The 14387-nt window shown below is 35.3% G+C and carries 12 protein-coding genes; 4 read left to right on the forward strand and 8 right to left on the reverse strand.

What is annotated here, in order from left to right:
* Both BFG57_RS05920 and BFG57_RS05925 read left to right on the forward strand, forming a co-directional pair.
* On the forward strand, positions 1-1396 hold a 1396-nt coding region (locus BFG57_RS05920), incomplete at its 5' end, for a DEAD/DEAH box helicase family protein (protein ID WP_069716566.1).
* Between the two features lie 70 nt (positions 1397-1466).
* Positions 1467-1715: a transcriptional regulator SplA domain-containing protein gene (locus BFG57_RS05925; protein ID WP_069716567.1), complete on the forward strand. Its 249-nt coding sequence runs from the start codon at positions 1467-1469 to the stop codon at positions 1713-1715.
* 102 nt (positions 1716-1817) lie between these two features.
* On the opposite strand, the gene BFG57_RS05930 is transcribed toward BFG57_RS05925, so the two are convergent.
* From BFG57_RS05930 to BFG57_RS05940, 4 genes are all read right to left on the reverse strand, one after another.
* The gene (locus tag BFG57_RS05930) at positions 1818-3125 is read right to left on the reverse strand and encodes an amidohydrolase family protein (protein ID WP_069716568.1); all 1308 of its coding nucleotides are present in this window, start codon (positions 3123-3125) and stop codon (positions 1818-1820) included.
* A gap of 122 nt (positions 3126-3247) precedes the next feature.
* The gene (abc-f, locus tag BFG57_RS05935; RefSeq protein WP_069716569.1) at positions 3248-5128 is read right to left on the reverse strand and encodes a ribosomal protection-like ABC-F family protein; all 1881 of its coding nucleotides are present in this window, start codon (positions 5126-5128) and stop codon (positions 3248-3250) included.
* 295 nt (positions 5129-5423) lie between these two features.
* The gene (locus tag BFG57_RS19390; RefSeq protein WP_281186627.1) at positions 5424-5558 is read right to left on the reverse strand and encodes an RAxF-45 family protein; all 135 of its coding nucleotides are present in this window, start codon (positions 5556-5558) and stop codon (positions 5424-5426) included.
* Positions 5559-5643: 85 nt separating this feature from the next.
* Positions 5644-6237, reverse strand: a complete 594-nt coding sequence (locus tag BFG57_RS05940; RefSeq protein WP_069716570.1) for a hypothetical protein — start codon at positions 6235-6237, stop codon at positions 5644-5646.
* Positions 6238-6451: 214 nt separating this feature from the next.
* Between BFG57_RS05940 and BFG57_RS05945 the strand changes: the two genes are divergently transcribed.
* Complete coding sequence (locus BFG57_RS05945; RefSeq protein ID WP_069716571.1) at positions 6452-7483, forward strand: NADP-dependent oxidoreductase; 1032 nt, start codon at positions 6452-6454, stop codon at positions 7481-7483.
* A 43-nt stretch (positions 7484-7526) separates the two neighbouring features.
* Here the strand turns inward: BFG57_RS05945 and ybaK are convergent, their stop codons facing one another.
* The 3 genes from ybaK to BFG57_RS05960 form a co-directional block, all read right to left on the reverse strand.
* Positions 7527-8006, reverse strand: coding sequence for a Cys-tRNA(Pro) deacylase (gene ybaK, locus BFG57_RS05950; protein ID WP_069716572.1), 480 nt, complete (start codon positions 8004-8006; stop codon positions 7527-7529).
* A 26-nt stretch (positions 8007-8032) separates the two neighbouring features.
* A complete protein-coding gene (locus BFG57_RS05955) occupies positions 8033-9394 on the reverse strand; it encodes an MATE family efflux transporter (protein WP_069716573.1) in 1362 nt (453 codons plus the stop codon).
* A 230-nt stretch (positions 9395-9624) separates the two neighbouring features.
* Positions 9625-10404 carry a TerC family protein gene (locus tag BFG57_RS05960; protein ID WP_069716574.1) on the reverse strand — a complete coding sequence of 260 codons (780 nt, stop codon included), beginning with the start codon at positions 10402-10404 and terminating at the stop codon, positions 9625-9627.
* Positions 10405-10810: 406 nt separating this feature from the next.
* Here BFG57_RS05960 and recQ point away from each other — a divergent pair, with 406 nt between their 5' ends.
* A complete protein-coding gene (gene recQ / locus BFG57_RS05965; protein WP_069716575.1) occupies positions 10811-12964 on the forward strand; it encodes a DNA helicase RecQ in 2154 nt (717 codons plus the stop codon).
* 50 nt (positions 12965-13014) lie between these two features.
* On the opposite strand, the gene desB is transcribed toward recQ, so the two are convergent.
* A complete protein-coding gene (desB, locus tag BFG57_RS05970; protein ID WP_069716576.1) occupies positions 13015-14103 on the reverse strand; it encodes a Delta(10) desaturase DesB in 1089 nt (362 codons plus the stop codon).
* Positions 14104-14387 lie beyond the last annotated feature (284 nt).

Consider the following 14387-nt stretch of genomic DNA (forward strand, 5'->3'; position numbering starts at 1 on the left):
GAAATACATGAAGAATACGATCCGAATTTCCGAGCAGAAAAGCCAAAAAGAAGTGCAGATAACAAGACTGACAATGTATGGGCATGCGAAGATTATTGAAGCAATCAGTGAACAACAAGAAACATATTACTTATTCTTCTTTAAAAACTCATTCCTCACTGGAAAGAAAGCAGACAAAATAAAACGACGTTCTTATATTGCCAAAGCGCAAAAAGAAGGGATTACATTTTCAGCTCCACACCCAATCATAGAACAATTATTACAACCATATTCAACATTCACATTCTCTCCTTTTAACCAACTATTACAAAAAAGCAAAAAACAATATACTTTTCAGGAAATTGCCTTGTTCTTCATGTATTTCGATAATTTTATAAAAAAAGAAAAGCTACAAAAATTAACCCAAACACTATTTTATGACCATCGTAGAAACGGACAACTCAAAAATGCTTATCGCATTATTAATATATTTTTACATTTCAACCCTAAAAATAACTGGGCAAACGATATAGCTTCGAATTTACAATTTCAAACACATCGAAAACAATACAGTAACAATAACACCCTCTTGAATACAGATCCTCTTTATGCAGAAATTAAGTACTTTGAGAATCGGAATATAACAACATACTATCAAAGTCTCATTTCTCTCTATACAACTGAAGAGCGTTTCTTAGAAATCGCTGCCCTTCAAATTGATAATGTAATTCAACATCCATCAGATGAAACATACCAATTCCTGAATGAACAATTACACAAGCTATATAACTCACATGAAAGAGTGACTATCTTAGACTCAATGTACAAACATATCCCTGATTTCATGCCGTTACAGCTTGATTTACTCAACGAATATTTACACGATAAGCGTTATGTAGACGCTATTAATTTACTAAGTAAGCATAACTTCAAGCACTTAGACGTTAATAAAGTAAAAATTAAGCAACTATTTGATCAAAACCTCATCGACTTCAATCAAATAAATATCGAACGATTGAATCATATCCTCTTTACCTTATTTGCAGATGACCCAAAAACATTAAATAAGCTCGTCCATCAATGTGCAAAACAGTTATTACTACATCATGAACCAAGTTACCTTTTCAATTGGCTCAAACCAATCAAAGAATTAAGTCATTCACTCCCTGTCATTCGTAAAATTGAAAAAATGATAGCTATATGTGATGACCCTGAACAACAAGCTCAACTTGGTGAACTATATTGCGAGTTCGACCAAGTTAATAAAGCGATCGAATGTTATAAGTGGGAAATGGAATTGCGTCCTGAAGATGAGAAACCTGTTCATGCTCTAACAAATCTATATAGCTCATTAGGTATGAAAGATGAAGCAAATACTTATCAACAAATTCTACTTACAATGAGAAAAAGCAGTTAAAATCATTAACTATCATACTTCACCTACTTTCAGGGAATTTTAATTCATATAATGAACAGGAGGTGGAAGTATGAATACACTCGACCCGAAAGGCGTAAAATCAGGAGATGAAGTTTTTGTTATCTATCATAATCCTCATACAGCGTCCGTTGCTAATATAAAAAAAGCTGAAATCGTACAGCACCCTCATGAGCCAAATGGAGTTGCACTTTTCTTACATGAAACGTTTCATACGATTGAAGATGACGATGCCCTTTTCGCAACAGAACAAGATGCAGCACGTGCTTATGAAGATTTGTATAATGTGAAATATGATTAACATACATTTCATATCTGTTTCTTCATTATAAAAAAGCATGGTACCTCTATCACGAGGTCCATGCTCTTTTTTACGTCTCCATATCATTTAATGAATATTAATTTAAACCAAATATGCTTTCAATCGATTTGCTTCAGCAATAATTCTTTCTTCATCTATTGTCAAACATTCACCTGCACGAACGATCTCTTTACCATCAATAAATACATCAGATACATCGTGACCACTGGCTGCATACAACAAGTGAGAAGATGCAGCATCAACTGGTTGAAGATGTGGTTTATTTTTTGCATCAATCGTAATGAAGTCAGCCTTCTTGCCTTGTTCTAATGAACCTGTATGTGGCATGCCAATTGCCTTTGCTCCAATACGTGTACCTAGCTGTAATACTGTCTCTGCTGGTAGTTTTGTTGCATCATAATAAACTCCTTTTTGCAGAAGTGCTGCGATGCGCATTTCTTCAAACATGTCATAATTATTATTTGATGCAACACCATCTGTTGCTATCCCGACCTGAACATTTGCTTCTAACATTTTTACAATGTCTGCTATTCCAGATCCAAGCTTAAGGTTACTATTCGGATTGTGAGCAACACTTACACCATGTTCTCGTAACATCGCGCGTTCTTCATCATTTAACACGACTCCATGAGCAATTATCGTTGGTTGATCGAAAATACCTGTACGACGGACATGTTCAACAGGTCTAGCTCCGTAACGTTGCTCAATATCTTTAATTTCATAATTTGTTTCTGACAGATGAATATGCACCATAATATCATTTTCTTTCGCAATACGAGCACTTTCTTCTAATGCTTCAGGTGTACACGCATATGGACTATGTGGAGCAACCATTGTTGTCAAACGACCATCTGCATATGAGTTATACTTTCTAGCTACACGCTCGGCTTCCTGTAAATTTATTCGTCGATCCTCGTCCGTACCGCTACTGAAAATAGTATGTGAAAGTGCACCACGTATACCGACCTTATCAAGCTCATTCATAATTTCGTCTATATCAATACATACAGGATTATACATATCAGAAAATGATGTTGTTCCGCCCTTTAACATTTCCAATGCACCAAGTAACGTACTCACTTTACCAATTTCCTTTGTAAACTTCTGCTCAATCGGCCATATTTTTTCTTCTAACCAAGGTTGTAAGAGCATATCATCACCAATACCACGCATGATTGTCATATGGATATGAGAATGGGCATTCACAAGACCTGGAAGGACCCACTTCCCATCTAGATCAACTACTTTATCTACACGTTGTAACATATCATCATTTTTTTCACCGATATAGATGATATCCGTATTATCTGTAACCATCATCCCATTATCATGTACATCAAATTTATCATTCATCGTAAAAAATGAACCGTTTATATATGCTGTCTTCATCATTCTTCCTCCTTTTTAGTTGTAGGATGTCTGACGTTTAACTTAAACTGAACTAAGGGTATCAAAAGAATGATGTAATAGCAACTATATTTATGAGACACTAGACTAGAAAAAAATAGATTTTATAAATATTCCTCTAATTGTTCATAGTATTTCTCACATTTCCGCTCTAAGCTATCCTTCTCCTGATATAAATCCTGCAAATCATTAAGATTATCCTCTTCTTCCATTAGTTTTGTAATCCTAACAATTTCTAGCTCAATTTCTTCAATTTGTTTCTCGTAATAGCTAATTTGTTGTTCATTATTTTCTTCACGTACAACATGATTTATCACTTTTTTTTCAGGAATATCGTTTGACTCAATTATGCGACTTCTTTTCTCTCCCATCTTCTGGAGTGCCCACTGATAACCTCCTGAAAATCCATGCATTTTACCATCCTCAATCCAATATGTCTTAGTAAATAACCTATTTAAAAAATAACGATCGTGTGAAACTGCAAGAATTGTTCCATTGTATTCTTCAAGTGCTTCTTCTAACACTTCTCTTGATTCGATATCCAAATGATTTGTCGGTTCATCTAGTATAAGCAGGTTAATATTTTGATACATAAGTTGTGCCAAACGAAGACGAACATGCTCTCCACCACTCAGTTGATTAACCTTCCGAAACACTGCATGACCGAGAAATAGAAAACGAGCCAATATGTTTCGTGCCTCACCTTCTGTTACAGTGATCGTATTTCTGAATGCATCAAGGACCGTTTCATTTGAATCCTTGTTTATGATTTGTTGTGATAAATAGCCAACTTTCACACTACTACCGATTTGAACGCTACCACTATCTGGATGTTCTTGATTCATAATCATCTTTAGTAAAGTAGACTTCCCCGTGCCATTCTCACCAACGATTGCAACACGATCTTGAAACTGAACATGCATATCTACACCTTCAAAAATTATTGAACTTGAAAATGCCTTTGTTACTCCTTTTATTTCAATAACTTCATTCCCACTGCGCAGTCCTGCTTCAAACTCGACATTCATTTTCTTTCGATTCAAAACAGGTCGATTCAATTTTTCCATTCTCTCAAGTGCACGTTCCATATTTCGTGCTCGTTTATGAAGTCCTTCGTTTGGTGGATTTGCTTGATTTGCCCATTCACGCAATCGTTTAATGGCTTCTTTCATTTTTTTAATTTTCTTTTGCTGTTCTTGATATGCTTGGAATTCACGTAACAACCTTTCTTCTTTTTCTTTTACAAACTTTGTATAATTGCCTTTATAAATTGTGATTTCCCCATCTTCAAGGTCAATTACCTTTGTTAGCACTTCATCAAGGAAATACCTATCATGTGAAATAACAACAACCGTTCCCTTATACTCTCTTAAGAAACCGCTCAACCACTCGACTGCAAATAAATCTAAATGATTTGTTGGTTCATCCAGCAATAGAAGTTCAGGTTCCTGCAATAGTATCAGTCCTAGCCCGACTTTCGTCTTCTCACCGCCACTTAGTTCAGAAAATTTCTGCTGCAATAGATTTGAAATACGTAAACCGTTTGCTATTCTTTCTACACTTGCCTCTATCTCATATCCACCTTGTAATCCATATTTCTCTTGTATATCACCGTAACGTAACACAAGTTGTTCTAATTGAACCTCGTCGTTCGTTTCAGACATTTCAAGTTCAAGCATTTTCATTTTCTCATCCATCTCGATTAACGATGAAAATGCAGTTCTTAATACAGATAGAACGGTCATATCATCTTCATATGTTGGAATTTGCGCTAAGTAACCGATTTTCAAACCTTTCTTCCAATGAACTTGCCCAGAGTCAGGTAACTCTATTCCAGATAACAATTTGAATAGGGTCGTTTTACCACTCCCATTTCTCCCGACTAATCCAAGACGTTCATTCTCATCAATTTGAAAACTTAGATTACGAAATACCTCATTACCGCCATACATTTTACTTACCTTCTGAACACTACAAACTATCATTTAAATCACCCTTCTTCATTAATTAATAAAATAAAAAAGCCATGAGTAAGAAGGAATCTTACCCATGGCTTCAGCTAGACCTGTTATTTCATACAACTAATGAAGCATTTCATAGTTCCGCCTATGTAACTAGGCGCAATTACAAATACTTATCATGTGTACAAAACAAGCAAACTCTAGATTTAGACATGTAAAAAAGGAGAGCAAGAGCGCTCTCCTTTTTACCACAAACATTAACAGATTAGCATGGATTGACATACTAACCTTATATTATAGGTGTGGGTATAGAGATTTCTTACCGTTCTGTTTTGCATATGCAGTTACTAAAAAAGGACATACTTATCCCGTGTTTCACTGCACCATGAAAAATTGCACGACAAAGATATAAGAAACTTATTTCATCTTTGCGTAACATAACAGAACGACTCATCTCTCCACACCTCCTTTAATCAATAGAATTACTCTAACTATAAAGTTTTCTGATTATTATTGCAAGTACTTTTGTAATAATTAGGTTATTTCTTATCTACAAGGGTAATACGGTATGCTGCCACAAATTCATAATTTTTTAGGTCTTCTGGTGAACTAATAAGTGCATCTACAACAGACCTTGATATTTCACCTTTATTAGTCGCAGACATATATGCAACATTGACTGGTTGATCTTTCGTAAGTTGTGTCTTCTCTTGTATAACTTTCCCCCATGAAAACATGGAAAAATTTTCCTCAATAGCGGTAGCGGAAGTACCTAGTCCGTTTATTATCCCTAGCTGAAACTCTATCCTATTAAGCTCATCTATTTGTCGAAAGGAAAACGAAAATAATTCATGATCGAAGCTCTTATCAATGAATTTAGATGAACTCATAAGTCCTTTTTCTATGCCTTTCTCTACTACCACTAATTCTAATAAAAGGTCTTCATCTTCCTGCAAATCGCCATCTAAAACAAAATACTCTATTGGCTCCATAGTTGTATTATTAACAAGCTCTTGCTCCTGTTCAGATAATTCATATGGTTTGATTGTTATCTCAGAATTTGAACGATTATCTACTTGACTGGAACACGCTATAAGACTAAATAAAACAAACAATAAAAAAAGCTTTTTCAACTTGTAACCACTCCCTCTTTGTTACTTTCACATCTTCAACCTGAGAATTAAACTTCCTCCACTCAAACTCAATGTAAACAATTATCTCTTATCATTGTATATTAAAATGGTATTATTGGAATATATATCAAAATAAATGAGCAATCATTTTGTATATATGGTCTTTGAAATGTTACAGTAAAATTAAATAATTACATAACATTAGGAGGATATGATGAATAATTTGAATAAAGAGCTACACCTTACTAACAGACCAGTTGATATGCCAACGTTAGAAGATTTCCGTATTGTGGAAAAAAGTATATCAGAACTAAAAGAAAATGAAGTTCTCGTTAAGACATTATATCTATCAGTTGATCCATATATGCGAGGTAGAATGAGTGATGCTAAATCTTATATTGAACCTTTTCAATTAAATGAAAAAATTAGTGGTGGAGCAGTGGGAGAGGTTATCGAATCTAATTCTGACAACTTCAAACAAGGGGATATTGTCGCTGGGATGCTTGGCTGGAGTGAGTACAATGTCGTTAACGGACATGCACTTAACAAGATTAACCCTGAGCTAGCTCCTGTAACTACATCATTAGGTATTCTCGGAATGCCTGGCTTGACAGCTTATTTCGGTCTACTTGATATTGGACAACCAAAAGAGGGTGAAACGGTTGTTATCTCTGGAGCAGCAGGTGCTGTTGGTTCAATTGTTGGTCAAATAGCTAAAATTAAAGGTGCCTATGTTGTAGGTATCGCAGGTTCTGATGATAAAACAGATTATCTCATGAATGAACTTAACTTCGATAAAGCAATTAACTATAAAACAACTCCTAATATGAAGGAAGCTTTACAAGAAGCTTGTCCGAATGGTGTAGATGTGTACTTTGAAAATGTTGGTGGTGAAATATCTGATGCTGTCTTCACAATGCTGAACAAATTTGCCCGCATTTGTGTATGTGGCGCAATTTCAACATACAATTTACCATCAAACGAAGATATTGGTCCTCGTATTCAAAGAACATTAATTAAATCAAGTGTGCTAATGAAAGGTTTTGTTGTAAATGATTATGCAGAACGTTGGAGCGAAGGTATCAAACAAATCGCTCAGTGGTTAAATGAAGGAAAATTAACGTATGAAGAAACAATCACTGAAGGCTTTGAGAACATTCCTGATGCATTTTTAGGCCTATTTAAAGGCAGCAATCTCGGAAAACAGCTCGTAAAAATTGCTGAACCAACGTACGCAAAACTATAACATATTCAAAAGGACAGCACCTATATGGTACTGTCCTCATTACTTACTTCGTTAATTCCGCTAGTTTACCGTTCGTTAGCTTCAATAAATCTTCAACCTTTAACTCAATTTGTACTCCAACTTTGCCACCGCTCACGACAATTTGTTTAATATGTTTTGCACTGTTATCAACAAATGTATCATAGAGCTTCTTCATTCCAATTGGAGAGCATCCGCCTCGAATGTAACCTGTTAACTTTTGAATGTCCTTAACTGCAATCATTTCGATCTTCTTTTCATTCGTTGCCTTTGCTGCTCGTTTCAAGTCTAATTCTGCTTCAACTGGAATCACAAATACATACGTATTTTTACTTGTACCTTGTGCTACGAGTGTCTTAAACACAACTTCAGTTGGTCTTCCAATCTTATATGCGACAGATACGCCATCAATCTTGCCATCATCTTTATTGTACGAAATCATTTCATACGTTAATTGTTCTGCATCTAAAATCCGCATCGCATTTGTCTTTATCTTTTTCCCCATCGGATTTGCTCCTCTCTTAAAGAAAACTAGTTTGCAACTGAAACAAGTCCATTCTTTTTACGAAGATAAAATAAACGTGCTGTAAAACAGACAGCTGCCGCGGTTAATCCAACTGTAATTCCAACCCAGTAGCCAAATGGCTCTAGTGCCGTATAATTGGCAAGAAAATAACCTGTAGGCAAACCGAGTGCCCAATATGAAATTAAAGCCATAAAGAATGGAACAGTAACATCTTTAAACCCCCGCAACACCCCTTGAATTGAAGCTTGTGCTGCATCAGAAAGCTGATAAAAAATTGCATATATTAGAAATTGCTTAGCAAGCTCAATCGCCTGTCTATCTTCAAGGTAAAGCTTTGCTATCTGTTCTCTGAACACATAGAGCCCTCCTGAGCAAACAAGTAAAATTCCAACTGCCATAATTATACCAATCTGACTATATTGAATAGCATGTGAGATACGTTTTCCGCCTACTTCATATCCAACTGCAACAGTTAACGCCATTGAAATACTTAATGGAAACATAAAAATCAACGATGCAAAATTCAATGCTGCTTGGTGTGCTGCAATCGTATTTGTACTAAATTGACTCATTAATAAGGTTACAGCTGCAAAAATACTTACTTCAAAAAAAATCGATAAACCAATGGGAACGCCAACCTTCAATTGCTCAACCCATGCTTTTAGTGAAGGTGTGACCTTTTCTCGAAATAGACGGTAGGCTGCAACTTTCGAAAATCGAAAAATAACAATTAAATTCACACCCAAAATGCACCAGTACGTAATTGCTGTAGCATAACCTGCCCCTATCCCCCCTAGCTCCGGCAAGCCAAACTTACCAAAAATTAAGGCATAATTAAACAGTATATTAACGGGAATTGCTGAAATGACAATCGTCATCGTAATTCGTGTATAACCAAGTGCATCATAAAAATTCCGAAATACACTTCCAATGAAAAGTGGTATAATTCCAAAAGATAGTCCAATTAAATAATGCTTTGAGACATATCTTACTTCTTCAGTAAGTTCCATGTTATTCAATATCGGTTCAAGTACGAACAATCCTAAAATTAATACGAAACTAGCTAACACAATTGATAAATATACCGCCTGCATGACAACATCTCTAATACGGTCCTTCTGTCCTGCCCCAACATATTGAGCGACTATTGGTGTGACTGCTATTAAAATACCATTTAATCCAGTAAACACTGGCAACCAAAGGCTCGAACCAATTGCAACACCTGCTAAATCGTCAGTACCTGCTTTTCCAGACATAATCGTATCAAATAAATTCATTGCATATAAACTAATCTGGGTTACTAATACTGGCCAAAGAATTTTAATAAACAACATGACCTTTTCGCGCATTGTCTCTGTCTGATACATAGTAGTCTTCCTTTTATTAGTATTTATAGTTCCATCTATTCTATCACCAACAAAAGAAATGTAACAGCTATAAAAATAACAAAATCAAGTAAATGTTACCTCATACCAATTCACAGTTCCCATACTTAGCAAACTGTAATGTTACTACAGCAAACGTAGGATTAATTACCAACTATACCTCAGGATTGATTCCATACTGAGGCATAGTTTCAATTTATATAGATACATTTTCAATCATGAATATCCTCTGCCTTTGAATGATTCTTACCTGACAGAAACCAACCACCTACTGCAATTAATACGAGTACAATATAAAATGTTGCCTTCCAACCCGTACTCTCAGGAAAATGTGGAGATAACCATCCTAATTCTGGGTGAGCTAAAGTATGGACAACGAGCTTAATACCAACCCAACCTACAATTACAAATGCAGCAATTTCTAACCCCGGTCGTTCCTTTAGCAACTTAACAAAGAATGACGCTGCAAACCTCATTATAACTAAACCGATAAATCCACCTGTTAAAATGACGAGAAACTTCCCTCCATCCAAACCTCCAATATTCGGAAGGTTAGAATCAGGAAGTGAAACAGCTAACGCTACTGCAGCTAAGATCGAATCTACAGCAAACGCGATATCAGCAAGCTCTACTTTGACAACGGTTGCCCATAGACCACTACCTTTCTCACCTGCTTCTTTCTTCTTTTTACCTTCCCTATTTTTGTTACGAACTTTATCATAGATATGCTTAAACGACATATACAACAAATACGCTGCACCAATTGCTTGTACTTGCCACACATCTACTAAAAACGAAATCAAAAATAGTGAAGCAAAACGAAAGATCAATGCACCAAATAGACCATAAAATAATGCCTTTTTTCGTTGTTCATCTGGAAGGTGTTTTACCATAATTGCTAAGACTAGTGCATTATCTGCCGCAAGCAGTCCTTCTAATACAACAAGTACGAGTAAGACCCATCCATATTCCAGCAGTAACGAAGCTTCCACTATCCAACCTCCTTAACCGTTTCCATACAAAAAACTTCTATTGATAATAGCTTCACCATTCCTTAGAGCTAATACACCATAAACGGTAATTTAACACCGTTTCAATGAGAGCTATGACATTACAAAAATACTCAGATATGTTGGTATAATCGTTTTATTATGTTTTAATGTAAAAGTTTCACAATTTTTATATTCACATCTTTACTCCTACATTTGTTAATAAGAACATTCTTATTCCTATTGATACGATAGCCAATACGAACTTCTTTTATGAGTTCTAAAAGCGATTTATTTAACTTAATGTTCAAGTTATATGTTATAAAGAAGTTCACTTTCAAAAATGCCTACTTCTTCGAGCTTATTAAAAATGATACGATATATTTAGTAAAGTAAAAGGATGAGACAAATGCTTAAAGATGCAAAGAAAATCTTAAACCAATACTTCGGTTATTCATCATTTCGGCATGGTCAATCTCAGATTATCGAATTGTTGTTAGCAGGCAATAATTCACTTGGGATTATGCCTACTGGTGGTGGTAAGTCGATTTGTTATCAAGTTCCAGCTCTACTCCTAAACGGAACAGCTATCATTATTTCGCCACTCATTTCATTAATGAAAGATCAAGTTGATTCACTTACATCACTTGGAATATCAGCCACTTATATCAATAGTTCAATTAATCATACAGAACAAAGGGAACGACTACAGCGACTTCGAAATGGTGATTATCAACTTGTCTATGTTGCGCCTGAGCGTTTTGAGTCAACTGAATTCATCAGTTCACTCCGAACGATAACATTATCACTAATCGCCTTCGATGAAGCACACTGTATATCACAATGGGGACATGATTTCAGGCCAAGCTATCGTCAAATAATTCCCAACTTGCAACAATTAGGACAACTCCCACCTTTAATTGCTCTTACTGCAACCGCGACTGATAAAGTTGTTCAGGACATCCAACAGCTATTGGACATACAGCCTACTCATATTGTAAGTACAGGTTTTGCCCGCGATAATTTAGCTTTTAATATTGTAAAAGGTAGTAGAAAAGACGACTTTATTCTTGATTATATTAAGGAGAGATATAAAGAAGCAGGAATTATTTATACGCCTACTCGAAAAACAACTGATGCATTATATGAAGTTTTACAAAAGGCTGGCTACAAAGTAGCTCGTTATCATGCTGGTCTAACAGAAACAGAACGACAAGAAGCACAAACTGCTTTTATCCAAGATGAATCATTAATCATGGTTGCAACAAATGCTTTCGGAATGGGAATTGACAAGTCAAACGTTCGATATGTCATCCACTATGCCTTACCAATGAATATCGAAGCATATTATCAAGAGGCAGGACGTGCAGGACGTGATGGTGAACCTAGTGACTGTTACCTCTTATTCAGCCCACAGGATATTCAATTACAAAAATTTCTAATTGAACAGTCAATGATGGATGAAGAGAAGAAGCAACAAGAGTATGAGAAGCTCCAAAGTATGGTCAACTACTGCCATACTCATCAATGCCTTCAAACATATATCCTTGATTACTTTGGAGACCAAACAAACTATGAAGATTGCGGTAAGTGTAGTAATTGTCTCAATAGTGGAGAGCAAGTTGATATGACGAAGGAAGCACAAATGATCCTTTCATGTGTGAAGCGAATGGATGAACGTTTCGGTGCAACCTTAACCGCTAAAGTATTAAAAGGGTCAAAAAGTGCAAAAGTCCTTGAACTGAATTTCCAAAGATTATCAACATATGGCTTGCTCTCATCATATAAAGAAAAAGAAATTACCCATTTAATTAATTATCTTGCTGCCGATGGGTTTCTTGCTATACATGATGCAAAGTTTCCTAAATTAAAATTAACAAAGTTGGCTTATGATGTACTTACTGGTCAAAAGCAAGTATGGATGCAAATTGCTTCAAAGAAAACAAATGAACAAACTGACTATCATGAAGGTCTTTTCGAATCATTACGTAATTTACGTAAAATCCTTGCTGATGAGCGTAAACTACCGCCATATGTAATCTTCTCTGATGCGACATTAAAAGAAATGTCTAGATTACTCCCTACAGATAAAGCAAAGCTGTTACAAATTAAAGGTGTTGCAGAGAAAAAGTATGAACAATATGGTGAAGATTTCTTAGAAGCCATCGAACAATTCATAAATGAAAATGAACAAATTGAACCAATACTTGCACCAACGATAAACTTACCAAATGATCACATCGTAAAACATGATGAAACTGAAGCGCATGACAAACCTAGTTATCTTATTACGTATGAAGCATTCCAACAACAATCCATTCAAGAGATAGCCCAAGAACGTAACTTAACTGAAATGACTATAGAAAGCCACCTGTTCAAAGCTGTAAAAGAAGGTCTTGAATTAGAATGGACAAAATTTTTTTCAAGTGATGACGAAAAACTTATCTTACATACATATCAATCACTCGAAGAGAAGAAACTCAAGCAATTAAAAGAAAAATTACCTGAAGGTATAAGCTATACAGCCATTAAGGCTGTTCTTATCAAAAATGACTTAATGTAAGAAAAGGCTGAAGCATCATCGCTTCAGCCTTTTCTTTAACTACTTTTAATTTATCCAGAAGTGCTTCTCCTTATTGATGATTTTTCTTTTTTATCCATATCTTTCGCTTCAATATTATTTGGATCTAACCCATTTCCAAGTGATCCGTAAAGACGTTGTTCATTAGGATCGATTAAATCATTCTGCTTATAATAAATTCTCGGTGTTTTCCATAATGCATTCATTGCCATACTTAATGACATTTGATGATAACGATCTGGCCACATTTCCATAACCTTTTCTTTTACTAAAGGATAATACTTAGGATTCATTCCAGGGAATAGATGATGTTCAGTATGATAAGAGAAATTAAAATGTAACACGTCTACCCATTTAGGGACAGTTACTGTTAAGCTATTTGCTAACGGATCATTAACATCAACGAGTGGATTTAAGCGATGGTTCGTCGAAATATATGCCATGACAATGAAGTTTCCTATTAATAATGGCAGCAAAAAGGCAAACATCCATTTCACTGGCCCCAACAAAACAAACATACCTAACCATGTTGCCCATGGTAACAATAACTGAAACCAAACAATCGGTTTCTTTTCAGAGCTGAAATCCTTAAGATATAACTTAAACATTCTCAATGAATGAATTGTAAATGTAAACGTTAAAGAAAGAAAACTCACAAACGCCCTTATTCCAAATGGTAAGCGATAAATCCACGTTAAAAATCGGTTATTTGCCAGTTCTTCAATCGATAACCAAGAATCCGGATCTTTTTCTTCATGCTGAGTATGTTGATGATGTTCAACATTATGCCATTTCCTCCATAATCTAGCGCCCGTACTTAAAGGAAAAAATGCAATTCCTCCTAGTAAATCTCTTAACCAGGCTTTACGCACTACTGTACCATGTAATATCTCGTGTCCTAGAAATCCTAATGAAGCAAACGTACAACCTAATACAATTGAAATTACGAGATTAACCCAAACACTTAACTCAATCAGGCCAATAGCTAGAATTCCAGCTAACGCTACAAGTAAATGTGCAAGACCTGCCCATAGTCGTTCAGGAACAGGTTGAAATGCTTTTTTCGGAAGATATGGTGCAATACGTGCTGCATACCATCCAAATGTATGTAGTTTTTCCATGTCATACTCCTTATCTACACTACTATCTTGATATATACATATATACAAATCGTTGCTAGAAATGTTTTTTTCGTAATAAACTCATATACAAAAGCCATTATGGAATGATAATTGTCTAATTTATGACATGCAATTTAAAAACGTAAAAGTGAGAACATACAAGCCTACTTTATATTTCCACAAACAGCTTCTATTATGTAAAAAGAGTAGTAAAAATTTAACACTTTAACACCAAATATACTTGTAACCATTCATAGTAGCAACTAAGTAACTTTGTGCTGGCC

The organism is Bacillus solimangrovi (genome assembly GCF_001742425.1).
GTDB lineage: Bacteria > Bacillota > Bacilli > Bacillales > Bacillaceae_N > Bacillus_AV > Bacillus_AV solimangrovi.

Coding starts and splice junctions, on each gene's coding strand:
- recQ (WP_069716575.1), top strand. CDS start 10,811: ATGCTTAAAGATGCAAAGAAAATCTTAAACCAATACTTCGGTTATTCA.
- BFG57_RS05930 (WP_069716568.1), bottom strand. CDS start 3,125: ATGAAGACAGCATATATAAACGGTTCATTTTTTACGATGAATGATAAA.
- BFG57_RS19390 (WP_281186627.1), bottom strand. CDS start 5,558: ATGAGTCGTTCTGTTATGTTACGCAAAGATGAAATAAGTTTCTTATAT.
- BFG57_RS05945 (WP_069716571.1), top strand. CDS start 6,452: ATGAATAATTTGAATAAAGAGCTACACCTTACTAACAGACCAGTTGAT.
- ybaK (WP_069716572.1), bottom strand. CDS start 8,006: ATGGGGAAAAAGATAAAGACAAATGCGATGCGGATTTTAGATGCAGAA.
- desB (WP_069716576.1), bottom strand. CDS start 14,103: ATGGAAAAACTACATACATTTGGATGGTATGCAGCACGTATTGCACCA.
- BFG57_RS05925 (WP_069716567.1), top strand. CDS start 1,467: ATGAATACACTCGACCCGAAAGGCGTAAAATCAGGAGATGAAGTTTTT.
- abc-f (WP_069716569.1), bottom strand. CDS start 5,128: ATGATAGTTTGTAGTGTTCAGAAGGTAAGTAAAATGTATGGCGGTAAT.
- BFG57_RS05955 (WP_069716573.1), bottom strand. CDS start 9,394: ATGTATCAGACAGAGACAATGCGCGAAAAGGTCATGTTGTTTATTAAA.